Raw genomic sequence first — 22,973 nt, 5'->3', positions numbered from 1 at the left:
GGGCTTATTTCGCGGCGGGCTTGGCCGCGGCCTTGGGTGCCGCTTTGGGCGCGGCCGAGGCGGTGCCGGTGGCCGTGTTCAGGCGTTCACCGACGGCTTTTTCCAGGGCCTGCACACGCGGCTCGACGGTGCCGCGGGTGTCGGCCACCAGCTTGGCCTGCAGGGCCTGCTGCATTTCGCCGCTGAGCTGCTGGTACTTGGCGTAGGCCGGCGATTCCAGCAGCGCCACGACCTGGCGCAGTTCCTCTTCGCTGAACTTCGATTCCAGCATCGGGCCGATGGTCACCGGCGCCAGCTGCTGCGCGCTCTTGCGCACCAGCGGCACGGTGTCCTTGAGGTATTTCTGCATCTCGCCCTGGATCTCCTTGGCCACGGCTTCCTGCTTGTCCTTGGGCACCTTGGCGGCAATGATTTCGGAGGCGCGACCGCCCAGCACCACGGCCGGGTCTTCGGTCATGGCGGTGGCCAGTCGCTCGATGCCGGGCTGTTGCAGCTTGAGCACGCGCTGGACCAGTTCCTTCTTGGCGGGGCTGGACGGTGCTGCGGCCTCGGGCGCTGCTGCGGGCGTGGACTGGGCGAAGGCGGAAGTGGCGGCGATCGACAGGACGAGCGCGGCCGCGGAAGGGGAAAGGATTCGGAAAGTCATGGGGCATGGTAACGCCGCCGTGTGAAGCGTTTGTAACGCTGGGCGCAGGGCCATGCGGGCGCCGTTACCATGGTCCGATGACCGCCCTGCCGTCCCTCCGGCTCCTGCGGCGTCGCGCCGCGACGCTGGTGGTGGCACTGTCGCTGGCCGGTTGCGCGGTGGCACCGGTGGGGCCGGTAGGGCCGCGGTCTGGCGACTTGTCGGCTTGCGAGCGCTGGCTCGAGCGGCTGGACGATCAGGTCGATGCCCACGCGGTGCGCGACGGCGGTGCCGCGCGCCTGCCAGGCGTGCGTTTCCTGCGGGTGGACCGCCTGAGCGCCTCGTTCGCCGGGGAGGCCGGTGCCGGCGAAGCGGCCTGGGCCGCCTGGGGCCGGCGTCTGGTGGCGCTGGACGACGTGGCCCGCGCGTCGGAGGTCGCCAACCTGCCGCCTGCGGCGCTGCGTGCGCTGGCGGTGCCGGATGCGCCGGCCGCCATGGCCCGGGTGCGCGACTGCGCGCCGCGCCAGTGGGCCGCGCTGTCGGCCGATGCCGGGGCGCGGGAGCGCCTGCGCCAGGCCGCCGTGGTGCCGGACGACTACAGCGCCGCCTTGCGCGGCCTGGGCCTGTATCCCCTGACGCGCTGGCCGTTCTTCTCGGGCGTGGTGCGCGAGCTGCGCCAGTGGCAGGCGCGCTGGGACGCTGCGGCAACCAACGAAGGTTGGCCGGCCGGGGGGATGCGTTACCGGCCGGGCCCCGCCGAAACCCCCGCAACGCCGGACAGCGACCGGGCGACAACGTGGCCGCACGATGCGCTGGGCATTCCTGCGCTGGACGACACCGCGGCGCGCCGACTGCTGGCTGTCCACGCGCCCGTGATCGACATCGAGACCGCCGCCGACCACGACCGGCCTGGACGTCTGGGCTGGGGATCGTCGCCCGCACCGGAGGTCGATGTCCGCGCGCCGGTGGTCTACCAGCGCATCGCGCACACCCGCCTGGGCGGGCGCACGCTGCCGCAGCTGGTCTACAGCGTCTGGTTCGCCGAGCGCCCGGCGCGGGGGCCGGCCGACCTGCTGGCCGGGCGCGTGGATGCCGTGGTGCTGCGGCTCACGCTGGACGAGGCGGGCAGGGTGCTGCTGCTCGACAGCATCCACGGCTGTGGCTGCTACCACGTCTTCGTGCCCGCGGCCGCCCTGGCGCCGCGCGCGCCGCCCGACCCGGATGTGGAGTGGGCCTTCGTGCCGGCGCAGCTGCCGCCGCTGTCGCCGGGGCAGCGGCTGCGCGTGCGCCTCACCTCCGGCGACCACCAGCTGGTGGGCGTGTCGGTCGATGATGGTGCCGGCAGTGCCTTGACCTATGCCCAGCTGGACGAGGACACGCTGCGCAGCCTGCCAACCGCCAGTGGCGTGCGCCGCAGCGCCTTCTGGTCCAGCGGCATCATGCCCGGCACCGAGCGCGGCGAGCGCGCGTTGTTCTGGCCCATGGGCATCGAAAGCCCGGGAGCGATGCGACAGTGGGGACGGCACCCGACGGCCTTCGTCGGGCGGCGCCACTTCGACGATCCCTATCTGCTGGATCAACGGTTCGGCTTCCGTCAAGTGACCGCCTCCCCCTGAGGGCTTTGCGTCTTGTTACATGGCGCGGTCTGTGGTCGGTGGTACACACATGGCCCCGGGCCGTGTCCCGTCACCGGTGTTGCCTCTTGTGACCGACCTGTCATTCCTTCTCCAATCGATGGCCTGGCCGCTGGTGCTGCTGCTGGCCTGGTACCTGGGCGAGCGGCTGCATGAGCTGGCGTCGTTGCCGCGCGTGTGCAGCTATGTCGCGGTGGGGCTGGTGGCCAGCCTGGTCAACCTGCCGGGCCTGACCGATGCCGTGCCGGGGCTGCCGTTTCTGGCCAACGTCGCGCTGTCGCTGATCCTGTTCGAGCTGGGCTACCGCATCCACCTGCGCTGGTTCCGCCACAACCCCTGGGTGCTGGCGCTGGGCCTGGGCGAGTCGGTGGTCACCTTCTGCGCGGTGTATCTGGTGACCGGATTCTTCTCGCTGACGACCGACACGCGGCTGATCATCGCGGCGCTGTCGGTGTCGGCCTCGCCGGCGGGCATCGTGCGTGTGGCCAACGAGCTGCGCAGCGCCGGGCAGGTGACCGAGCGCGTGCTGCACCTGTGTGCGATCAACTGTCTGGTGGCGGTGCTGGCGCTCAAGCTGGTGGTGGGCTACTGGCACCTGGCCACCTCGGGCGATCTGGTGATGGCCGCGTTCGGCAGCGTGCACGTGCTGGCGACTTCGGTCGCTGTGGGCGCCCTGCTGGGCGTGGCGATCCCGGCGCTGCTGCGTTCGCAGCGCATCGAGGAGCGCGACGCGACCCTGGTGTTCGCGCTGGCGGTGGTGCTGCTGACCACCATGGCCTACGGGCTCAAGCTCTCGCCGCTGCTGGCCGCGCTGACCTTCGGCATCGTGGCGCGCGAACGCCGCGTGCACCTGACGAATGCGCAGCGCGGCTTCGGCACGGCGGGCGACCTGATGACGCTGTTCCTGTTCGTCTACATCGCCGCGCTGCTCGAATGGAGCGACCTGCACCACGGCGTCTGGCTGGGGCTGGCGCTGATCGCCGTGCGCACGTCCAGCAAGGTGCTGTGCAACGTGGCGGCGGCGCGGCTCTCGGGCAGCACCGAACGCAAGGGCCTGCTGACCGGGCTGGCGCTGACGCCGATGTCGGCCTACGCGATCCTGCTGCTGGAGCAGAGCCGGCTCTACGGCTTCGAGCCGGCGCACCAGATCCTCACGGTGCTGGCCTTCATGATGCTGCTGCAGGAACTGTTCGGCCCGCTGGTGACGCAGCGCGCGCTGCAGGCGGCGCGAGAAACCCATGTGACCCGGGAGTGACCGAGATGCCGCTGGAAACCTTCAAGGCCTCCGAATCGCTCACGCTGGGCGTCGAACTCGAACTGCAGCTGGTCAACACCTACGACATGGACCTCTCCAGCAGCGCCAACGACCTGCTGGAGCTGCTGCGCCGCAAGCCCTTCCCAGGCGTGGTCACGCCAGAGATGACGCAGAGCATGATCGAGATCGCGACCGACGTGCAGACCGCGCACGGCCCGCTGCTGGCGCAGCTGCGCGAGATCCGCGACACGCTGGTGGCTGCCGGCGACCGGCTCAACATCGAACTGGCCGGCGGCGGCACGCACCCGTTCCAGCGCTGGTTCGAGCAGCGCATCTTCTCCAAGCCGCGCTTCGAGCAGCTCTCGGGCCTCTACGGCTATCTGGCCAAGCAGTTCACCGTGTTCGGGCAGCACGTGCACGTCGGCTGCAGCTCGCCCGACGAGGCGCTGTTCCTGCTGCACTCGCTCAACCGCTATGTGCCGCACTTCATCGCGCTCTCGGCCTCTTCGCCGTTCTTCCAGGGCGTGGACACGCTGTTCGATTCGGCACGGCTGAACTCGGTGTTCGCGTTCCCGCTCAGCGGCCGCGCGCCCTTCCTGCTGCGCTGGGACGAGTTCGCCGACAGCTACTTCGCCAAGATGGAAAGCACGGGCGTGGTCAAGTCGATGAAGGACTTCTACTGGGACATCCGGCCCAAGCCCGAGTACGGCACCATCGAACTGCGGGTCTGCGACACGCCGCTGACGGTGGAGCGGGCCGCGGCGCTGGCCTGCTACCTGCAGTGCATCTGCCGCCACCTGTTACAGCGCGACGAACCGCCGCCGGTCGAAGACGATTACCTTGTTTACACCTACAACCGCTTCCAGGCCTGCCGTTTCGGGCTGGACGGAACGATGGTCAATCCGCGCACCCGCGAGCAGATCGGCATCCGCGAAGACATCCTCGCGACGCTGCGCCGGCTCGGGCCGCACGCCGACGCGCTCGGCGCCCAGGCCGCGCTCGATGAAATCGAACGTACTGCTGCGAGGGCCGGCAACCACGCCAGCTTCCTGAGAAAGTCTTACGAAGACAGCGGCAGCGTGCAGGGTGTGGTGGCGGCGGCGGTCGAGGCCCTGCGCGCCTGAGGCCCGGGCTGGGCGCTCCTGGCGTGGCGCAGGCGAGGGGCGAACAGGCCGGTATTTCCCGTTCTTCTCACCCCTTGTCAGGCAACTTCCTACAACGCGAATGGTGGTGCGCCGACTTAACGCCTTGAAACAGGATGAATACAGTTTGTCACATCGACAAACAACTTTGTTTTCACCCTTTTCTTCTCAGGACACCGCCATGAACTCCACCGCCAGCCGCCTCAACCCCTTCGTCCTCATGCTCGATCCGGAAGCCGTGATCAGCGCCATGGAAAGCAGCCGCAACCTGCGTGGCCTGCGCCACCGCATCTGCCGTCCGCTGGACAAGCCCCTGATCCCGATCACCCACCCGACGACCCGCGCCTACGACGCCGCGATCGACGACGAAGATTTCATGGATTCGGGCATCGAGTACTACGCCGCTGCCCAGCCCGCCCTGCAGCACGCCGTGCACTGATCACTTCGCGAACCGCTTTCTGGTCAGCGCCAGCGCGACCCAGAACGCCGCCACCGCGAAGAACGCCAGCACCGACAGGTGCACCAGCGGCCGCTCGGGCCACTGGTCCATGAACAGGGGGCGAACGAGAGCCACCGCGTTGGTCAGCGGCAGCCACTCGGAAATGGTCCGCACGACACCCGGCAGTTGTTCCCGCGGAAAGAAGATGCCCGAGAGAAACATCATCGGCGTCAGGAACAGCGTGAAGTAGTAGGTGAAGAAGTCGTAGCCCGTGGCCAGGGCATTGAACACCAGGGCGATGCACGAGAACGTGATCCCCACCCCGAGCAGCACCGGCAAGGCCAGCAGCAGCTTGGGCGAATGGCTGATGCCCAGTGCGAGCATCACGCCCATGATGGCCGTCACCGTGAACAGCGCCTTGAAGGCGGCCCACAGCATCTCGGCCAGCACCACGTCGTCCAGCCGCACCGGCGCATTCATGATGCCGTCCCAGGTCTTCTGCACGTGCATGCGCGAGAACGCCGAGTACAGCGCCTCGAAGCTGGCCGCGTTCATGGCGCTCATGCAGATGGAGCCGCTGGCCAGGAACAGGATGTAGGGCACGGCCACCTGGCCTTGCGCCGTCGGCAGGTTCACCTGCCCGACCAGGGTGCCCATGCCGTAGCCGAAGGCCACCAGCCACATCAGCGGTTCGGCGATGTTGCCGACCAGGCTGGGAATGGCGAGTTTTTTCCAGACCAGCAGGTTGCGCCGGAACACCGGCCACCAGCGCATGGACAGTTTGGGACGAGACCAGTGTGAGGATTGCTGGAGGGTCATGCTGGTGCGCGGTCGGAGAAGGTGGCTGGGTCGAGGGTGCCGAGGCACCGGCTTGGCCGGGCCTCTGGCGCCGCCCCCTTGAGGGGGTGACGGCGCGTCGCGTCGGCGCAGGGGTATTTCATCCATCCTCGCGGATCTGACGGCCTGTGAGTTTCAGAAACAGGTCTTCCAGGTTCGCTGGCCGGTGCAGGGTGCGCAGCTCGTGCCGCGATGCCAGCGCCTGCAGCAGGGGCTGCGCCTGGGCGGTGTAGAAAAACACCGTCTCGCCGCTGACCTCGACCCGTGCCGCCAGCGAACGCAGGGCGGCGTGTTCCGCCGCCGTGGCGAGATCCAGCGCGCCCTGGCCGTAGACCTCGACCACATCGGGCTCGAGGTGTTGCGCGATCAGCTCGCGCGGCCGGCCCTCGGCGATCTTGCGGCCGTGGTCCAGCACCAGCAGGCGCGAACACAGGCGCTCGGCCTCGTCCATGAAGTGGGTGGTCAGCAGGATGCTCTTGCCCTGTTGCAGCAGCAGTTGCAGCCGCTCCCACATCAGGTGCCGCGCCTGCGGGTCCAGCCCGGTCGTGGGTTCGTCCAGCAACAACAACTGTGGGTCGTTGACCAGCGCGCGCGCCAGCGACAGGCGCCGCTTCATGCCGCCCGAGAGCTCGCCCGGTTTGGCGTCGGCCTTGTGCGTGAGCGCCGCGAATTCCAGCAGCCGCGGAATGCGGGGCCGGATGTCGCTGTCCTTCATGCCGAAATAGCGGCCGTAGACCAGCAGGTTCTCGGCGCAGGAGAAGTCGGGGTCCAGCGTGTCCATCTGGCTCACCACGCCCAGGCGCTGCTTGATCGCCAGCGCTTCCTGCGGCATCGGCAGCCCGAACGCGGTGACCTCGCCACCGTCCGGCGCCGTCAGGCCCAGGCAGATGCGGATGGTGGTGGTTTTGCCGGCGCCGTTGGGACCGATCACGCCCAGGCATTCGCCCGGCGCGATCTCGAAGGACAGCTGGTCGACCACGGTCTGGCCGCCGTAGCGCTTGACCAGCTGGCGGCACTCGAACAGGAATTCGCTCATGGAGCGCGATTGTGCCCGGGTGCCGTGGCGGTGGTGGCGCCGAAATGGGCCAGAAAAAGGGCCGTCCTACAATGGCGCTTCCCGACCGGCTGGTCGATTTTTGCCGCCCCGCGCGCGCCCCGAAGTGTCCGTTCCTCCCGCCGTCGCCCTGCAATACCTGCTGCCCAAGACCGCGCTGACCCAGTTCGCCGGCTGGTGCGCCAATTCCCGCGCCACCTGGTGGACGCACAACGTGATCCCCTGGTTCATCAAGCGCTATGGCGTGGACATGAGCGAAGCGGCCAATCCCGATCCGCGCGGCTACGCGACCTTCAACGAGTTCTTCACCCGCCAGTTGCGCCCCGGCGTGCGGCCGCTGGCGTCCGAAGGGTTCGTCTGCCCGGTCGACGGCGCGATCAGCCAGTTCGGCGACATCCAGGACGACCAGATCTTCCAGGCCAAGGGCCACTCGTACAGCACGCGTGCCCTGGTCGGCGGCAACCCCGGGCTGGCGGCCCAGTTCCGTGGCGGGTCGTTCGCCACCATCTACCTCAGTCCCAAGGACTATCACCGCATCCACATGCCCTGCGAGGGGCGGCTGCGGCGCATGATCTACGTGCCGGGCGAGCTGTTCTCGGTCAATCCGGCCACGGCCGCGAATGTGCCGGGCCTGTTCGCGCGCAACGAGCGGGTGGTCTGCGTGTTCGACGTGCCGCATGGCAGTTCGGGGCAGACGCGGCCGTTCGTGCTGGTGCTGGTCGGCGCCACCATCGTCGGCAGCATGGCCACCGTGTGGCACGGCGTGGTCAACCCGCCGCGTTCCCGCGAGGTCCGCGAATGGACCTACGACGACGAACCCTGCCTGCTCCAGCGTGGCGAAGAGATGGGCTGCTTCCTGCTCGGCTCCACCGTCGTGATGCTCTGGCCCAGGGACACCATCGATTTCCACCCGCGCTGGGCCGCCGCCCGCCCGGTGCGCATGGGCGAAGCCATGGGCATCGCCGCCCCCTGACATCTTTCTGAGGATTTCCATGACGACGCTCGGTACCCCCCTGTCTCCCAAGGCCACCCGCGTGATGCTGCTGGGCAGCGGCGAACTCGGCAAGGAGGTGCTGATCGCGCTGCAGCGCCTGGGCGTCGAGACCATCGCGGTCGACCGCTACGAGAACGCGCCCGGCCAGCAGGTCGCGCACCACGCGCGCACCATCACCATGAGCGACCCGGCGCAGCTCAAGGCGCTGGTCGAGGCCGAACGCCCGCACCTGGTGGTGCCCGAGATCGAGGCGATTGCCACGCCGATGCTGCAGGAGCTCGAAGCGGCCGGCACGGTGACGGTGATCCCGACCGCGCGCGCCGCGCGCCTGACCATGGACCGCGAAGGCATCCGCCGCCTCGCCGCCGAGACCCTGGGCCTGCCGACCAGCCCCTACCAGTTCTGCGATTCGCTGGCCGAACTGCAGGCGGCCATCGATGCCGGCATCGGCTACCCCTGCATCGTCAAGCCGGTGATGAGCAGTTCGGGCAAGGGCCAGAGCAAGATCGACGGCCCGGCCGATGTGCAGAAGGCCTGGGACTACGCCATGGCCGGTGGCCGCGTGAGCCACGGCCGCGTGATCGTCGAGGGCTTCATCGACTTCGACTACGAAATCACCCAGCTGACCGTGCGCGCCAAGGGTGCCAGCGGCGAGACCGAAACCCACTTCTGCGACCCGATCGGCCACGTGCAGGTCAGCGGCGACTATGTCGAGAGCTGGCAGCCGATGGCGATGCATGCGTCCGCCATCGAGAAGTCGCGCCAGATCGCCAAGGCCGTGACCGACGACCTCGGCGGCCTGGGACTGTTCGGCGTCGAGCTGTTCGTCAAGGGCGAGCAGGTCTGGTTCAGCGAAGTCAGCCCGCGCCCGCACGACACCGGCCTGGTGACCCTGTGCACCCAGCACCAGAGCGAATTCGAGCTGCACGCCCGCGCCATCCTGGGGCTGCCGGTCGACACCTCGCTGCGCAATCCCGGTGCCAGCGCCGTGATCTACGGCGGCGTGGACGCCGAGGGCATCGTGTTCGATGGCGTGGACGAGGCGCTGCGCGTGCCGGGCACCGACCTGCGCTTGTTCGGCAAACCAGAGAGCTTCGTCAAGCGCCGCATGGGCGTGGCGCTGGCGCGGGCCAGCGACACCGACACCGCGCGCGCCAACGCCAAGCTGGCCGCCAGCAAGGTCCAGCCCCGCAAGGCCTGAGCAGGCCGGGGTTCAGGGGCGCGCCGTGAGCCGCGCCAGTTGCGCGTCGTGCCAGCGCGCGAGCAGCAGTTGCGCCACCACCGCACCGACAAAGGCCAGCGCCATGTCTTTCTGCGTGTCCCACGGGTCGCCCTGGGTACCGAGGAAGGCGTCGGCGCCCGCGCCCATCGCGACCGCGGCGCCCCATTCGATCAGCTCGTAGAGCGCGCTGATGCCGCCGCAGGCCAGCACCACGATCACGAACAGCCAGCGCCCCGGCCGCAACGCGGTCTGGCGCAGCAGCAGTTCGCGCGCGACCATCGCGGGCACGAAGCCCTGTGCGAAATGGCCGACGCCGTCGTAGGGGTTGCGCGCCAGGCCGAACAGCTCCTGCATCCAGAAGCCCAGCGGCACCTTGGCGTAGGTGTAGTGGCCGCCCAGCATCAGGATCAGCGCGTGCACGAAGACCAGGCCGTAGAGCAGGGACGTGAGCGGAAAACGCCGCCAGCTCAGCCAGAGCAGGGGCAGGGCGACGAAGACGGGTGCGACCTCCATCGCCCAGGTGTCCAGCTCCAGCGGCTGCCAGGCCGACAGGCCCAGCAGTGCCAGCAGGGCAACGGACCAGAGCGCCAGGCCGCGCGCGTCGAGGGTGTTCGTGGGCATCGGCGGATCATATCGACCCGCCATGCGCCCGCTCACTCGTGGCGCAGCGCGTCGATCGGGTTCAGCTGGGCCGCGCGCCGGGCCGGGAAGTAGCCGAACAGCACGCCGATGCCGGCCGAGAACAGGAACGACAGCAGGTTGACACCGAGGTTGAACTGGTAGGGCACGTCCATCACCGCCGACAGCGCGACCGACGCGCCGGTCGCCAGCACGATGCCCACCAGGCCGCCCAGCGCCGCCAGCACGACGGCCTCAATCAGGAACTGCAACAGCACCTCGCGCTCCAGCGCGCCGATCGCCAGTCGCAGGCCGATCTCGCGGGTGCGCTCGGTCACGCTGACCAGCATGATGTTCATGATGCCGATGCCGCCGACCAGCAGGCTCACCGCCGCCACCGCGCCGAGCAGCATGGTCATGATCTTGGTCGTGCCCGAGAGCGTTTCGGCCAGCTGCTTGGTGTCGAGCACGTTGAAGTTGTCTTCGTCGGTCTCGGCCAGCTTGCGGCGTTCGCGCAGCAGCTGCGTGATCGACGCGGTCACGCGCGTGGCGTCGGCGCCGTCGCTCATCGACACCAGCAGGGTGTTGACGCGGGTGTTGCCGGTGATGCGGCGCTGCAGCGTCTTGATCGGCACCAGCACCATGTCGTCCTGGTCGTTGCCGAAGGCGCCCTGGCCCTTGGACGCGAGCACGCCGATCACCTCGCAGCTCATGGCCTTGACCCGCAGCTGGGCCCCAACCGCGCTGGTGCCGCCGAACAGCTCGCGCTGCACGGTCTGGCCGATCACGCAGGCGGCGCCGCCGGCGCGCAGCTCGTCGTCGCTGAAGTTGCGGCCGTCGGCGATCTTCCAGTTGCCGGTCACCAGCCAGTCGTTGGTGCTGCCGATCACGCTGGAGCTCCAGTTGCGGCCGTTGGCCACCAGGGTGGTGCCGCTGCGGGCTTCGGGCGCGACGGCAACGATGCCGCCGACCTGGCTCATGATGGCCTCGCCGTCGACCTCCTTGAACGAAGGCGCACCTGCGCCGCTGCCGCCGGGGCCCATGCGCTGGCCGGGCCGGATCTGCAGCAGGTTGGTGCCCAGGCCGGCGATCTGGTTCTGCACCGCCATGGTCGCGCCGTTGCCGACGGTGACCATGGTGATCACCGCGCTGACGCCGATCACGATGCCCAGGATGGTGAGGAAGGAGCGCAGCAGGTTGCGCCGGATCGAACGCAGCGCCAGGATCAGGGTGTTAAGCCACATGCGCCGTCTCCGCTGCCGGGCCGTGGCCGGTGTCGCTCTGCGTGGCGTGGGCCGCCTGCAGCGCAACCGGGTGCGGGTTGCGTTCGTCGCTGGCGACCACGCCGTCGACGAAACGCACGATGCGCCTGGCATAGGCCGCCATGTCGGGCTCGTGCGTGACCATCAGCACGGTGATGCCCTGTTCGGCGTTCAGCCGCCAGAGCAGCTCCATGATTTCCTGGCTGCGGTGGGTGTCGAGGTTGCCGGTCGGTTCGTCGGCCAGCAGCACCTGCGGCTCGGTCACGATGGCGCGTGCGATGGCCACGCGCTGCTGCTGACCGCCGGAAAGTTCGCCGGGCGTGTGGTGTTCCCAGCCCTTGAGGCCGACCTTCTCCAGCGCCTGGCGGGCGGCGGCGTGGCGCGCCGCGGCGGGTTCGCCCCGGTAGACCAGCGGCAGCTCGACGTTTTCCTGCGCCGAGGTGCGGGCCAGCAGGTGAAAGCCCTGGAACACGAAGCCGAAGTAGCGCCGGCGCAGGCGCGCGCGCTGGTCGCGCGTGAGCGATTCGACGTGCGCACCGCGGAACAGGTATTCGCCGCTGGTCGGCACGTCCAGGCAGCCCAGCGTGTTCATCGCCGTCGACTTGCCCGAACCGCTGGGGCCCATGATGGCCACGAAGTCGCCCTGTTCGATGTCCAGGTCGACACCCTTGAGGGCCTGGAAGGCGGTCTGGCCTTCGCCGTAGGTCTTGGTGATGCCGCGCAACCGGATCAGCGGTGCGTCGCGAATGGGGCGATCCGGCGCCGGGCCGCCCCAAGCCGGATCAGCCCCCTCGGGGGGCAGCGACCCGCGCAGCGGTGGAGCATGGGGGCTCATTGCCCCGCTCCCGAGCTGCGCTGCTCCGTGATCACCGCCATGCCCTCGCTCAGGCCTTCGCCGGTGACTTCGGTGTTGCGGCCGTCGCTGATGCCGGTCTTGATCGCCTTGGCCACAGGCTGGCCGTTTTCCAGCACCCAGATCTGGCGAGCGCCGCCACCGCGGCGGTCGCTGCCGGCGGTCTTGGGGCGGGCGTTGCCGGGCGGGCGCGGCATCAGCTTGGAGAGGATGCCGCCGCCCGAGGCCGCGGCCGCGCCTGCGCCGGTGGAGGCCGGCGAGAAGCGCAGCGCGGTGTTGGGCACCACCAGCACGCCCTTGGCTTCCTTGGCCACGATGGTGGCCGCCGCGGTCATGCCCGGGCGCAGGCTCAGGTCGGTGTTGTCGACGTTGAGCGTGGTGGTGTAGGTCACCACGTTGTCGGTCTTGGTCGAGCCGAAGGCCACGCGCTGAATGGTCGCGGGGTAGCGGCGCGCCGGGAAGGCGCTGACGGTGAAGGTGGCCTTCTGGTCGACCTTGACGTTGCCGACGTCGGCTTCGTCGACCGCGACATCGAGCTTGAGCTGCGTCAGGTCTTCGGCCACGGCGAACAGCGTCACGGCCTGCAGCGAGGCGGCGACCGCGTTGCCCGGGTCGACCGAGCGCGAGAGCACGACGCCATTGATCGGCGAACGGATCGAGGCCTTGGACAGGTTGGTCTCGTTGGTCGAGAGCGTGGCGCGGGCTTCGTTGATCGCGGCCTGCGCGGCGGCCTCGGCCGCCACGGCGCGTTCCAGCGCGGCCTTGGCGCTGTCGAGCTCGGTGGCCGAGGGCACCTTGCCGCCCGAGAGGCGCGACACCTCTTCGTAGCGGGAGAAGGTGGCGCGGGCTTCCTTGGTGGTGGCCACGGCCTGGGCCAGCTGGGCCTGGGCCGAGGCCAGACCGGCACGGGCCTGCGTCACCTGGTCCTGCAGCTTGGCGGTGTCCAGCTCGACCAGCACCTGGCCGGCCTTGATGCGGTCGTTGACGTCGACCAGCACGCGCTTGACCGTGCCGGAGAGCTCGCTGCCGATGTTGACCGAGCGGGTCGGTTGCAGCGTGCCGTTGGCGGCGACCGACAGCGTGATGTCGCCCTTCTTCATCGCTTCGGTGATGTAGACCGGCGCGGCCTTGGCGCTCTGCTGGGACTGCCAGTAGACGTAACCGCCCGCGGCCAGCGCGACCGCGGCGACCGCGATCCAGGTCGTGGTGCGTTGCCACCAGCGTGGAGGCCGGTCGCTGCCCAGCAGGTTCTGCACGTCGGCGGGGGTGGTGTTGCTGTTCTTGCTCATGGCGGGGGATGTCGGAGGTTCAACGGGTGGCGGTGCTGCTGGCGGGCGCATCCGGCGTCCAGCCGCCGCCCAGGGCCTTGTAGAGGCGCACGTGGTCGGTGGCGAGCGTGGCCTGCAGGCTGGCGAGGCTGTCCTGCGCCGAGAGCAGGCTGCGCTGCGTGTCGAGCACGGTGCGGAAATCGATCAGGCCGCTCTGGTAGCGCTGGCGCGCGAGCAGTTCGGCGTTCACCGCCGCGGTGGCGGCGGTCTGCAGGCGGGTCAGGCGTTCCTGGTCGCCCTGGATCGCGACCAATGCGTCCTCCACGTCCTTGAGCGCGGTCAGCACGGTGCTGGCGTAGCTGGCGCGGGCCTGTTCCAGCGCCGCTTCCTGTGCCTGGACCTGGGCCCTGGCGGCACCGCCGTCGAACAGCGGCACCGACACGCTGGCCAGCAGCGAACGCACCACCGACGCGCCATCGGTCAGTGCGCCGAGGGTGAGCGACGACAGGCCCAGCGAGCCGCCCAGCTTGAAGCTCGGATAGCGGGCGGCATCGGCGGCCGCCACCTTGGACAGCGCGGCGCTGATGCGGTGTTCGGCGGTGCGCACGTCGGCGCGCTGGCGCAGCGTCTCGGCCGGCAGCGAGAGCGCGATGGCCGCGGGTGCCTGCGGGATCGGCGAGACGCGGGAGAGCGTGTCGCGCAGCGCGCCCGGCGCCTGGCCGGTGAGCACCGACAGGGCGTTCATGGACTGGGTCAGGCTGGTCTGCAGCGCCGGGATCTGCGACTGCGTCTGGGCGTGGGCCGCGATGGCCTGCTCCAGGTCGAGCGAAGAGGCCAGGCCGGCCTGCACCCGCCAGCGCGTGATCTGCAGCGTGTCGCCCTGGGTGGCGAGGTTGCGCTGGGCGATGTCCAGCCGCGCCTGCAGGCCGCGCAGCTCGATCAGGCCGGCGGCGACCTCGGCCGCCAGCGAGACCTGCACGTCGGCCAGGCTGGTCTCGGCCGCGCGGGCCTCGGCCTCGCTGGCGTCCAGGCTGGCGCGGTTGCCGCCGAAGATGTCGGGTTCCCAGCTGGCGTCGAAGCCGGCCTGGAAGCGGTTGCTGCCGGCCGCGCTGCCGCTCTGGCTGCGCTGCGCCGAACCCGAGGCGCCGACAGAGGGGCCGTTGCCCGCCTGCTGCACGTCGCGCAGCGCGCGCGCCTGGCGCAGCGCCGCCTGGGCGCTCTGCACGCTGGGGCTGGTCTGCAGCGCCCGGGTGACCAGGTCGCCCAGGACCGGGTCGTTGAAGCGGTTCCACCAGTTGGCCAGTGCCGTGGCGCGGCCTTCGCCGGCGCCGGCACCGGACGTCGACCAGGCGGCCGGTATCAGCGTCGACGGAAGTTCTGCGGAAGAGGGGGGAGCGCTGGCGCAGGCCGCTAGCGTGGCGACGACAAGGATCAGGGGCAGACTGAGCCGTCGGGGCGAAAGAGGTCGTTGGGTGCGGGGATTCATAGGGCTCGTCCAGCTTATGGGAGCAGCCGGCGTTCCATTGTGTGCAAATGAACAGAGCTGATCTGCCGCCAACGGGTGAAGTTCCGGTAAAGAACTTTGTCAGGCGACGCGGGCGGTGGCCTTGATCTCCTCCAGTGTCTGAAAGAGCCGATCCACTTGCGCTGTGCTGAACAGCGCCTCCGGCCCTAGCGGCGCATAGCCGGTGAACGGGGGCTCGTAGAGCAAGGCGGGATTCATCACGCCGCGTTCGGTCAGGTGGTTCACGACCAGGTTCAGAAACTCCAGCTGATTGCTGCTCAGGGTCTTGTCCTGCAGAAACCCGCCGAGCGCTTCGGTGGCGGCTTGCCGGTCCAGGCCCACCAGCGAGCGCACAAACAGGCCCAGCCCTTGCGACTCAGCCGCAGCCCGCTGAAAGTCCTGCGCCGTGCCGGTGCCGCTGGCCGCCAGCATGCGTTCCAGCTCGGCCAGATCGGTGGTCGTCAGTGGCAAGTTGCGGCGCAGCTTGTGCAGTGCCATGTGGTCCTCGTGCGCTCGCAGAAAGGCGCGAACCTTGGCGCGAAAGCGTTCAAAGTCGCCCGCACTGCTGCCCAGCGGCAGCGCGACTTCCTCGGCGTCGCCCAGCTGGTCCTCGAATTCGGTGTACACCACCTTGCGGGCGCTCTTGTCGATCAGCCTGATGAGCCCGCGCAGGTGGCGTCGCACCTGTTCCAACATGGGGAGGGTCACGTCCACCCACCATTCCTCGCCTGCCACTGCCTCGATCAGCACCCAGTGCTGGCGCACCGCCGGAATGCTGCCCAGCTCCAGCAGCCGGCCGGCGATTTCGCGCACTTGCTGCTCCAGCCGATCAAAGCCCGGCTCCGCGTTCAGCACCCCCAGCTGCAGTCGCAGCATCAGCAGGTCAAAGCGCTTTGCGTCTTCGTCTTCATCGCGCACCGCGCTGGGCAGGCCCGAGAGGTGCACACCCACGTCCACCAGTTGCTCGCTGCTGGGCTTGGCCCAAGCTTCGGGCTGGGCCCAGGCCTCCACCCACTGGCGCTGCGGGCGTACCACGAAGTTGTCCAGGCTCATGCCGGCCACGATGGCCTGCAGCAGGCTCGCCGTGTCTCTGCGAATGCCCGCTTCGGTCACGCGGATCTCACTGCTTGCTTCTGCATCGCAGGCCTGTCCATCGGTCACTGTCAGGCGTTCGTCCAGCGCTGCCAGCAGCGCCAGCCGTGTATTGAACAAACGCTGCCCCAGCGGCTGCGCCAGCGCGCCGTCGCTGCCCTCCAGGTTCTGGCTGAAAAACTCCAGGTTCTGGCAGAAATCGAACACCAGAAAATCCGTCTTGTGCAACCCCGGGCCATACAGGTCTTGGCACAGCCGTGTGCCGCGCCCCAGCATCTGCCAGAACTTTGCCTTGGACCGCACGATCTTGAACAGCACCAGGTTCACCACCTCGGGCACGTCGATGCCGGTGTCCAGCATGTCCACCGAAATCGCGATGTGTGGCGCCTTGTCCTTGACGGAGAAATCGTCGATCAGGCTCTGCGCGTACTCGGTCTTGAAGGTGATCACCCGCGCGAAATGTCCTGCGTAATGAGGGTGGTTGGCGTTGAAGCGCTCGGCAACGAACTCGGCGTGCGCGTTGTTCTTGGCAAAGATGATGGTCTTGCCCAGCCGGTCGCCGCCAGCCACCTTGTGGCCTCGGGTCATCAGCGTTTCCAGCACCTTGTCCACCGTGTCTACGTTGAACAGCCACTTGTTCACCGCCTCGGCGTTCACCTCGTCGGGCACGTTGCCGTCTTCGTCCCACTCCAGTTCATCCCACTGCTCGCGCTCGGCCTCGGTCAGCTCGGCGTAGCGAATACCCTCGCGCTGAAACCGCAGCGGCACCGACACCGTTTTCGGCCGCACCAGGTAGCCCGCGTCAATCGCTTCGTCCAGTCCGTAGGCGTCGGTCGGCACGCCATCTTCCAGTCCGAACAGGCCGTAGGTGTTGCGGTCGATCTCGTCCTTGGGCGTGGCCGTCAGGCCCACCAGCAGTGCGTCGAAGTAGCCAAAGATCGCGCGGTACTTCTGGTAGATCGAGCGGTGCGCCTCGTCCACCACGATCAGGTCGAAGTGGCCCACGCCAAAGCGGCGCTGGCCGCCGTTCTTCTCGTCGCGCGCCTCGTTGATCAGCCCCATCATCGTCGGGTAGGTGCTCACGTACACCCGGCCCTCGGCGGCTTTGTCGGTCACCAGGTTCACCGGCACCGCCTCGGGCAAATGCGCCTTGAATGCGTTCACCGCCTGGTTCACCAGCGCCACGCGGTCGGCCAGAAACAGCACCCGCTTGGCCCAGTTGGCGCGCATCAGCACATCAGCCAGCGCGATCACCGTGCGCGTCTTGCCCGCGCCCGTGGCCATCACCAGCAGCGCCTTGCGTTGCCGGTCCACCTCAAAGGTTTCGCTCACGCGGCGGATCGCGCGTTGCTGGTAGTGGCGCTCCACCATCGCCGGGTTGATGGCCAAGCCAGCCAGCGGCTTGCGCGTCTGCCGCCGCTGCACCAGCAGCTGCAGTTCGTCCTTTTTGTGAAAGCCCTGCACCCCACGCGGTGGGTACTGGCTGTCGTCCCAGAACAGGTGTTCGTAGCCGTTGGTGCAATAGATCAGCGGGCGCTGGCCAAACTGCTTTTCAAGGCAGTCCGCGTACAGCTTGGCCTGCTGCTGGCCCGAGCGCGCATCGCGCCGCGTGCGCTTGGCCTCCACTACCGCCAGCGGCAACCCGTCGTCGCCCCACAGCACATAGTCCACATGGCCCACCTGTTGCTGGTTGGGCATGCCCTGCACCTCAAACTCGCGGTCGCGCGCTTGGTCCAGCGCCCAGCCCGCTTCCTTGAGCAGCAGGTCGATGTAGAGGTCGCGCGTCTCCTCTTCCGTGTAGTCGTGCGTGTCGGGCTGGGCGGCATTGGCCTGCTTGGCCGCGGTCACCTCGGCGCGCAAACGGGCCAGCTCGGCGTCCAGCGCCGCATTCTTCTGCTGCGCGGCGGCCAGGGCCGCGTCGCGCTCGGCCAGTTCGGCGGCCAGCCGCTGCAGCTCGGCCGGTGTCTTGGCGCTCTCAGGTTGCAAGGGCTGCGCGGGCGGCAGCAGCTCCGCGCGGAACTGCAGCGCCGGCTCCGGCCGCGCCGCTGCGCTGCGGCCGTAGTGCCGCGCCAGCCAGAACGCCACCTGAAACAGCTCGCGCAGCACCGCCAGCGCATCCGCACCACTGATGGGCCGCATGCTGTGCGCCGCGCTGTTGCCCTGGCGGCGGATGACGTCCATCTTCGCGTGCAGCGCCGGGCCCACCAGCAGCTTGAAGCTCGGTTCAAACAGAAACGCCGACAAATCCGCCTTGTACGGCAAACGCAGCGCGCCGCTCGCGCCCGCCTCGGCCCGGTACAGCCAGGCCACCGCCAGCTCCAGCGTGCGCCGCGCGTAAAAGCAGGCCGTGCGCGGGTCCGCGTGGCAGGCCGCTTCGGCGCGCTGCGCCTCGGCCAGCAGCTCGGGCCAGCCGGTTTGCAGAAAGGCGAAGTTGCTTGCCGTCATGTGTGCGCTCCTCCCAGAGCCGATCTCAGCGTTCCGTCATCGACATCGCGTGAGCGCAGTGTTGTTCAAAGATGGCTTGCATGCGTGACAACAGTGTTTGCTCGGCAACGGTCACCGCGGGTTCCTTGCCGATGCGTTCGCTCACTTTTTGCCACGCGGGCAACAAGTCCTGCGCCATCCGGCGAAATTCCTGCAGCACCGGTGCAAAACCAAAGCCGCAGTCTGCGCACAGCGCCTCCCACGAGTGCGCGCCCACCGCGTCAAACCTGTCTTCGTCGCCAATGAACAGCGCCAGCCCGGTATCGCCATAGGCGCGCACGCACAAGAGGTCGTAGAAAGGGGCCAGTCGAAAACCTTTTTCGTCGATCAGCACCGACAGGTTCTTGGCGTGCGCGTCGGCATTGCCGATCAGGTAGTTGAACATCACCCAGCGCTGCAGCTGCAAAAGATCACTGCCTCGCAGGCGCAAGGCCCGCAACGCCGCCACCAGCTTGGGAATGCTCACCAGCCCACCCGTGCGTTCGTATTTCCAGCCCGGCCCGTGGCCCAGCAACTGACAGCCGTCGATCTGATGCAGCCCCACGATGTTGCCGGCCGTCATCAGTCGGTCGTAGCGCTCCACCACATAGACCGGCTCGGGCACGCGCAACAGCCACACATCGGGCACGGGCAGCTTCAAAGCCCGGGCCAGCTTCATGCAGGCGTACTCGTTGATGGCGCTGGGTTGGTAGCGCGGTTGGCGCGAGTCGGGTTTCAGGATGTGCGTGGTGGGCGAGTGCCCCACGCTGTCGCTCAGCTTTTTGCTCTTCTTGTCAAAGCGCAGGCCGATCTTGTCCTGAGCGCCTGCCAGCGACATCGTCGCCTGGTCGTTCGACACCAGCAAGGGCGTGCGCCCCCGGTCGGCCAGGCGCTGACTCAGGATCGCAAACGACAGGGGTTGGTATTCCTGCTGGTTGTCCGGGCGCGCATCCTCGGGCAACAGGGACAGCACACCCGGCAACTCGGCCCCCAGTTTGCCCAGCACCTCGAACGACGAAGCCCCTCGCAGGTGGATCGCACTGACGATGTCATCCAGCGCCTCGCCTTCGGGCAGCAGATTCTCGAAAAACGTGCGCACCGCCTGACCGGTGAAGGGCCCGGCCCGCACGGGAAACTGCGGCGCCAGCACAAAGCCGCCCGGCTGCTCGATCCACTGGGGGTCGTACTCGAAGAAGTAGTCGCCTGCCGCATGGCCAAACCAGCCCATCGGGCGGACATTGGCCCAGACGCGCAGGCGGATCATGCGCCGCTCAGCGGTTGCGGCCCGGGCACGGCGTCGTCAGCGCCCCCGGCCGGTCCCGCGCGTTGCCAGCCCGTGACCGACAGCGTCAGCCCCAGCCCGCGGGTCAGTTGCTGCAGGCGCGCCAGCGAGCAGCGCCCCGGGTCCGACTCCGCGTCGCGGATGAACGAGGTGCTCACATTGCAGACTGCCGCCGCCTGCGCGCGCGACAAACCCTGGCGCTTGCGCTCCGCCATCAGCCGCTTGGCGAACTCGGGCAGGGTGTCGGGGGTGATGTCCATTTTTTTGACCTTGGAGGGGCAGTTTAGCTCAACCATTCAGCAATCGGGGGAAAATTGATCTCATGAGGGCAGATTTTCCCGATGTCGCAGCAGGTGAAGCGGTCCCCGCCTTGAGGCCAGGTGGGCGCATCAAAAATTGATCCTGTGAGGGCGAAACTGCCTATCTGATAAGCAAACTTCGCAAAGTTGCTCTCAGGAGGTCAGAATTTTGAAGGCCCTCTCGCATTTCCTCATGTCACCTGCGGACCGGGGCGCTGGGGGCGCGGCGGTGTGATGGTCGGCGCGTAATCCCACGGGATTAGGCGCTGCGGTCTGGGCGACGGGGACGGTTGCCCGGCATCAAAGCCCGCCCGCAAAGGCGCGCTGCTGCAGCGAGGCGAACAGCGCGTCTTGTTCGGCCAGCGCGGCGCGGTGCTGGGCCTTCAGGGCTTCGATGGCCTGGACGCGGGTGGCGAAGGTTTGTTGGAGGGGGAGAGGGGGGAGCGGGACCTGCAAAGGTGCCAAGTCTTGTTTGTTGAGTTGAGGAACCGAGCTACCGCTCGCGATAGAACTCAGATCAAAACCCAAGAGCCATTGGAAAAGGAACTCGAGATCGAGCAACTTGGGCATTGGGTGGATTGCCATCAGGTTGGGGTCAAGGACTGTTTCACGCGTTGTGATCCGCTTTTTGTTGGTACCAATGGCGCCTCCCCGCTTTGGAATGACGATGCTTCCAGCTGCGCAAGTTGATGCTTTTGAACCTGCCCCTTGGCTCCACCCTTGGCATTTCACGATTTCTCGCTCGTTCCCAGGAAGGTTCATGTCTGAAACCTTCATCAGGAAGTAGCCACCTTCTTGCGCGAAATACTCCTGCCCCAAAGGAAGTGAGTTGCCCCCGAAAAAAGTCGCAACCTCGCTGAGACTTTTAACTTCAAACTTCTTCGGGTTCGAAATGGGGTCGCCGAACATGTCGAGGAAGAGGGACTGGGTGAGGCTGTCGAGTTGGGCGAGGGCGGCGCGGCGCTGGGTTCGCAGGGTGTCGGCCTGGTCCAGGATGGCGGCGATGCGGCGCTGTTCGGGGAGGGGTGGGAGCGGGATGGTCAGCTCTCTCACGATACCTTGGTTGATGTTTGGTTGTGCTCCACCCACGGTTCGCCGCAGCATCTCGGACACTTTTGTCTCAAGAGCTCTAAACAGATATCGCACTTCTGCACGGGCAGGGTCAGGAACGATGTGGCACACCGCCTGGTTGGTTGTGGCAGGCATGCCCAAGATTCCCAGGCGACCAACAGTCGCGCCGTACATCGCAACAAGGAGCGCATTTTCTGAAACGAGCTTGACGCTTGTTTCCTTGAGCGCAGCTTCAGTCACATGCTCTTCGGTTGAAGTGATGACGGACTCTCTTAGCTCTCCAGACTTCACCCAGGGGATCGTCCCGCCGTCGTAGTACCTGGCCATCTGATCGCGAGATGGCGTACCACCGGAGCCTGTTTGGCAGAAGTCTCCGATTGCCACATGCGGCACATCGCTCACTTCAACATCTCCGCCAGCGCTTTCGTCCCCCGGGCAATGTCCGCTTCCAGCCGCGCCAGTTCGGCCAATATCTCGGCCGGCGCGCGGTGGTTCACCTGCTGGTGCACCACTTCGCGGTAGCGGTTGAGGCTGAGGTCGTAGCCGTTGGCCGCGATGTCGGCCTTGGGCACGCAGAAGCTCTGGGCGGTGCGGGGGCGGGTGTGTTCGCCGCTGTCGCCTGGCTCGTTGCGTTTGGCCCAGCGGGCCAGCACGTCGGGCAGGTTGTTCTTGGTGTGTTCGGCTTCAGTCAGCGGCTGCTGCGGGCGGGTGCCGAGCTTGTCTTCGCTCAGCAGGGGCTGGCGTTTGTCGTCCAGGCTCCAGCCGTCGGCCTGCAGGTCGTAGAATCACACGTGGTCGGTGCCGCCGCTGTTGGTTTTTGTCAAGAAGACGATGGCGGTGCTGACGCCGGCATACGGCTTGAACACGCCGCCGGGCAGGCTGACGATGGCGTCGAGCTTCTGCTCTTCCACCAGCAGCTTGCGCAGCGTCTTGTGCGCGGTGCTGGAGCCGAACAGCACGCCATCGGGCACGATCACCGCGGCCCGGCCGCCGGGCTTGAGCAGGCGCAGGAACAGGGCCAGAAACAGCAGCTCGGTCTTCTTGGTCTTCACCGTCTGCAGCAGGTCCTTGGCGACGTTCTCGTGGTCCAGGCTGCCGGCAAAGGGCGGGTTGGCCAGCACCAGACTGTAGCGACCTTCTTCGCTGCCGTGTTCCTGGCCCAGCGAGTCGCGGTAGGTGATGGCCGGGTTCTCCACGCCGTGCAGCAGCATGTTCATGCTGCCGATGCGCAGCATGGTGTTGTCGAAGTCGTAGCCGTGGAACATGCCGTGGTTGAAGTGGTTGTTCAACGCCGGGTCGTGGAACAGGCTGGGGTGCTGTTCGCGCAGGTGTTCACCGGCCGCCACCAGGAAACCGCAGGTGCCGCTGGCGGGGTCGCAAATGGTGTCGGTGGGGGTGGGCGCGGTCATGGCCACCATCAGCTGGATGATGTGGCGCGGCGTTCTGAACTGGCCGTTTTGCCCCGCGCTGGCAATTTTGCCCAGCATGTATTCGTAGAGGTCGCCCTTGGTGTCGCGGTTGTCCATGGGCACGGCGTCGAGCAAGTCCACCACCTTGGCCAGCAGCGCGGGCGTGGGGATGGTGAAGCGCGCGTCTTTCATGTGCTGCGCGTAGGTGGAGCTGTCGGTGTTACCGCCGCTCTGCCCGTTGGCGCCCAGGGTGCGCAGCATGGGGAAGACGTGCTCGCCCACGGTTTCAAACATCTCGGCGGGGGCTTCGTTTTTGAAGCGGCTCCAGCGCAGCGTGTCGTAGTGGCGGCCTTTGGCGTCGTGCCCCAGCGGGAAGATGTGCCGCGCCATGGGGCGGCCCATGCGGTTGGCCTTGTTTTCTTCGAGCGTGTGCAGGTCGTCCAGCCGCCGCAGGAACAGCAGGTAGGTGATCTGCTCGATCACCTCAATGGGGTTGGCGATGCCGCCGGACCAGAAGGCGTTCCAGATCTGGTCGATTTTGCTTTTGAGGTCGCCGGTGAGCATGGAGGGGTTCGCTGGAAAAAGAACCCCGGGAGCTTACTGGAACGCCACCTCGGCGACGCTGCGCAGCGTCGCCGAGGCGGTTGGCA

The 22,973-nt window shown here is 67.7% G+C and carries 18 protein-coding genes and 1 pseudogene; 6 read left to right on the top strand and 13 right to left on the bottom strand.

The genetic code is table 11. From position 1 onward, the window contains the following. Positions 1-4 precede the first annotated feature (4 nt). Positions 5-646: a hypothetical protein gene (locus ACS5NL_RS06730; protein ID WP_439352868.1), complete on the bottom strand. Its 642-nt coding sequence runs from the start codon at positions 644-646 to the stop codon at positions 5-7. A gap of 77 nt (positions 647-723) precedes the next feature. Between ACS5NL_RS06730 and ACS5NL_RS06725 the strand changes: the two genes are divergently transcribed. The 4 genes from ACS5NL_RS06725 to ACS5NL_RS06710 all read left to right on the top strand — a co-directional run bounded on the left by ACS5NL_RS06725 (position 724) and on the right by ACS5NL_RS06710 (position 5,095). Beyond that, positions 724-2,241: a hypothetical protein gene (locus ACS5NL_RS06725; RefSeq protein WP_439352867.1), complete on the top strand. Its 1,518-nt coding sequence runs from the start codon at positions 724-726 to the stop codon at positions 2,239-2,241. Between the two features lie 88 nt (positions 2,242-2,329). Further along, a complete protein-coding gene (locus ACS5NL_RS06720; protein ID WP_439352866.1) occupies positions 2,330-3,514 on the top strand; it encodes a cation:proton antiporter in 1,185 nt (394 codons plus the stop codon). A 5-nt stretch (positions 3,515-3,519) separates the two neighbouring features. Next, positions 3,520-4,638, top strand: a complete 1,119-nt coding sequence (locus ACS5NL_RS06715; protein ID WP_439352865.1) for a YbdK family carboxylate-amine ligase — start codon at positions 3,520-3,522, stop codon at positions 4,636-4,638. Positions 4,639-4,837: 199 nt separating this feature from the next. Then, positions 4,838-5,095 (top strand): hypothetical protein, encoded by a 258-nt coding sequence (locus tag ACS5NL_RS06710; RefSeq protein ID WP_439352864.1) that lies wholly within the window; start codon positions 4,838-4,840, stop codon positions 5,093-5,095. On the opposite strand, the gene ACS5NL_RS06705 is transcribed toward ACS5NL_RS06710, so the two are convergent. Both ACS5NL_RS06705 and ACS5NL_RS06700 read right to left on the bottom strand, forming a co-directional pair. Further along, positions 5,096-5,869 carry an ABC transporter permease gene (locus ACS5NL_RS06705; RefSeq protein WP_439352863.1) on the bottom strand — a complete coding sequence of 258 codons (774 nt, stop codon included), beginning with the start codon at positions 5,867-5,869 and terminating at the stop codon, positions 5,096-5,098. Between the two features lie 163 nt (positions 5,870-6,032). Beyond that, positions 6,033-6,968 carry an ATP-binding cassette domain-containing protein gene (locus tag ACS5NL_RS06700; protein ID WP_439352862.1) on the bottom strand — a complete coding sequence of 312 codons (936 nt, stop codon included), beginning with the start codon at positions 6,966-6,968 and terminating at the stop codon, positions 6,033-6,035. 124 nt (positions 6,969-7,092) lie between these two features. Between ACS5NL_RS06700 and asd the strand changes: the two genes are divergently transcribed. Beyond that, entirely contained in the window at positions 7,093-7,959 is an 867-nt protein-coding gene (gene asd, locus ACS5NL_RS06695) for an archaetidylserine decarboxylase (RefSeq protein WP_439352861.1), read from the top strand. A 19-nt stretch (positions 7,960-7,978) separates the two neighbouring features. Then, positions 7,979-9,181, top strand: a complete 1,203-nt coding sequence (gene purT, locus ACS5NL_RS06690; RefSeq protein ID WP_439352860.1) for a formate-dependent phosphoribosylglycinamide formyltransferase — start codon at positions 7,979-7,981, stop codon at positions 9,179-9,181. Positions 9,182-9,193: 12 nt separating this feature from the next. Here purT and ACS5NL_RS06685 read toward each other — a convergent pair whose 3' ends face one another. The 10 genes and pseudogenes from ACS5NL_RS06685 to ACS5NL_RS06640 all read right to left on the bottom strand — a co-directional run bounded on the left by ACS5NL_RS06685 (position 9,194) and on the right by ACS5NL_RS06640 (position 22,887). Then, positions 9,194-9,823, bottom strand: a complete 630-nt coding sequence (locus ACS5NL_RS06685) for a DUF2238 domain-containing protein (RefSeq protein ID WP_439352859.1) — start codon at positions 9,821-9,823, stop codon at positions 9,194-9,196. A 32-nt stretch (positions 9,824-9,855) separates the two neighbouring features. Next, positions 9,856-11,064, bottom strand: a complete 1,209-nt coding sequence (locus ACS5NL_RS06680) for an ABC transporter permease (protein WP_439352858.1) — start codon at positions 11,062-11,064, stop codon at positions 9,856-9,858. Then, entirely contained in the window at positions 11,054-11,830 is a 777-nt protein-coding gene (locus ACS5NL_RS06675) for an ABC transporter ATP-binding protein (protein WP_439352973.1), read from the bottom strand. The genes ACS5NL_RS06680 and ACS5NL_RS06675 overlap by 11 nt, the downstream gene beginning before the upstream one ends. Positions 11,831-11,913: 83 nt before the next feature. Next, positions 11,914-13,224 carry an efflux RND transporter periplasmic adaptor subunit gene (locus ACS5NL_RS06670; protein ID WP_439352857.1) on the bottom strand — a complete coding sequence of 437 codons (1,311 nt, stop codon included), beginning with the start codon at positions 13,222-13,224 and terminating at the stop codon, positions 11,914-11,916. 19 nt (positions 13,225-13,243) lie between these two features. After that, on the bottom strand, positions 13,244-14,689 hold the full coding sequence (locus ACS5NL_RS06665; RefSeq protein ID WP_439352856.1) for an efflux transporter outer membrane subunit: 1,446 nt from the start codon (positions 14,687-14,689) through the stop codon (positions 13,244-13,246). Positions 14,690-14,788: 99 nt separating this feature from the next. Beyond that, positions 14,789-18,244: a DEAD/DEAH box helicase family protein gene (locus ACS5NL_RS06660; RefSeq protein WP_439352855.1), complete on the bottom strand. Its 3,456-nt coding sequence runs from the start codon at positions 18,242-18,244 to the stop codon at positions 14,789-14,791. Between the two features lie 25 nt (positions 18,245-18,269). Continuing rightward, positions 18,270-19,526 (bottom strand): HipA domain-containing protein, encoded by a 1,257-nt coding sequence (locus tag ACS5NL_RS06655; protein ID WP_439352854.1) that lies wholly within the window; start codon positions 19,524-19,526, stop codon positions 18,270-18,272. Further along, entirely contained in the window at positions 19,523-19,804 is a 282-nt protein-coding gene (locus ACS5NL_RS06650; RefSeq protein WP_439352853.1) for a helix-turn-helix domain-containing protein, read from the bottom strand. Before ACS5NL_RS06650 ends, ACS5NL_RS06655 begins: the two co-directional genes overlap by 4 nt. A gap of 339 nt (positions 19,805-20,143) precedes the next feature. Beyond that, complete coding sequence (locus ACS5NL_RS06645) at positions 20,144-21,316, bottom strand: restriction endonuclease subunit S (protein WP_439352852.1); 1,173 nt, start codon at positions 21,314-21,316, stop codon at positions 20,144-20,146. Then, a pseudogene (locus ACS5NL_RS06640) lies at positions 21,313-22,887 on the bottom strand (class I SAM-dependent DNA methyltransferase). Before ACS5NL_RS06640 ends, ACS5NL_RS06645 begins: the two are co-directional and overlap by 4 nt. Between the last annotated feature and the right edge of the window lie 86 nt (positions 22,888-22,973).

It is taken from the genome of Hydrogenophaga sedimenti, from assembly GCF_051857515.1.
Lineage (GTDB): Bacteria > Pseudomonadota > Gammaproteobacteria > Burkholderiales > Burkholderiaceae_C > Hydrogenophaga.
This window is presented reverse-complemented; position numbering and strand designations above follow the sequence as displayed.

Coding starts and splice junctions, on each gene's coding strand:
- ACS5NL_RS06730 (WP_439352868.1), bottom strand. CDS start 646: ATGACTTTCCGAATCCTTTCCCCTTCCGCGGCCGCGCTCGTCCTGTCG.
- ACS5NL_RS06725 (WP_439352867.1), top strand. CDS start 724: ATGACCGCCCTGCCGTCCCTCCGGCTCCTGCGGCGTCGCGCCGCGACG.
- ACS5NL_RS06715 (WP_439352865.1), top strand. CDS start 3,520: ATGCCGCTGGAAACCTTCAAGGCCTCCGAATCGCTCACGCTGGGCGTC.
- ACS5NL_RS06710 (WP_439352864.1), top strand. CDS start 4,838: ATGAACTCCACCGCCAGCCGCCTCAACCCCTTCGTCCTCATGCTCGAT.
- ACS5NL_RS06705 (WP_439352863.1), bottom strand. CDS start 5,869: ATGCGCTGGTGGCCGGTGTTCCGGCGCAACCTGCTGGTCTGGAAAAAA.
- ACS5NL_RS06700 (WP_439352862.1), bottom strand. CDS start 6,968: ATGAGCGAATTCCTGTTCGAGTGCCGCCAGCTGGTCAAGCGCTACGGC.
- purT (WP_439352860.1), top strand. CDS start 7,979: ATGACGACGCTCGGTACCCCCCTGTCTCCCAAGGCCACCCGCGTGATG.
- ACS5NL_RS06685 (WP_439352859.1), bottom strand. CDS start 9,823: ATGCCCACGAACACCCTCGACGCGCGCGGCCTGGCGCTCTGGTCCGTT.
- ACS5NL_RS06680 (WP_439352858.1), bottom strand. CDS start 11,064: ATGTGGCTTAACACCCTGATCCTGGCGCTGCGTTCGATCCGGCGCAAC.
- ACS5NL_RS06670 (WP_439352857.1), bottom strand. CDS start 13,224: ATGAGCAAGAACAGCAACACCACCCCCGCCGACGTGCAGAACCTGCTG.
- ACS5NL_RS06665 (WP_439352856.1), bottom strand. CDS start 14,689: ATGAATCCCCGCACCCAACGACCTCTTTCGCCCCGACGGCTCAGTCTG.
- ACS5NL_RS06660 (WP_439352855.1), bottom strand. CDS start 18,244: ATGACGGCAAGCAACTTCGCCTTTCTGCAAACCGGCTGGCCCGAGCTG.
- ACS5NL_RS06655 (WP_439352854.1), bottom strand. CDS start 19,526: ATGATCCGCCTGCGCGTCTGGGCCAATGTCCGCCCGATGGGCTGGTTT.
- ACS5NL_RS06650 (WP_439352853.1), bottom strand. CDS start 19,804: ATGGACATCACCCCCGACACCCTGCCCGAGTTCGCCAAGCGGCTGATG.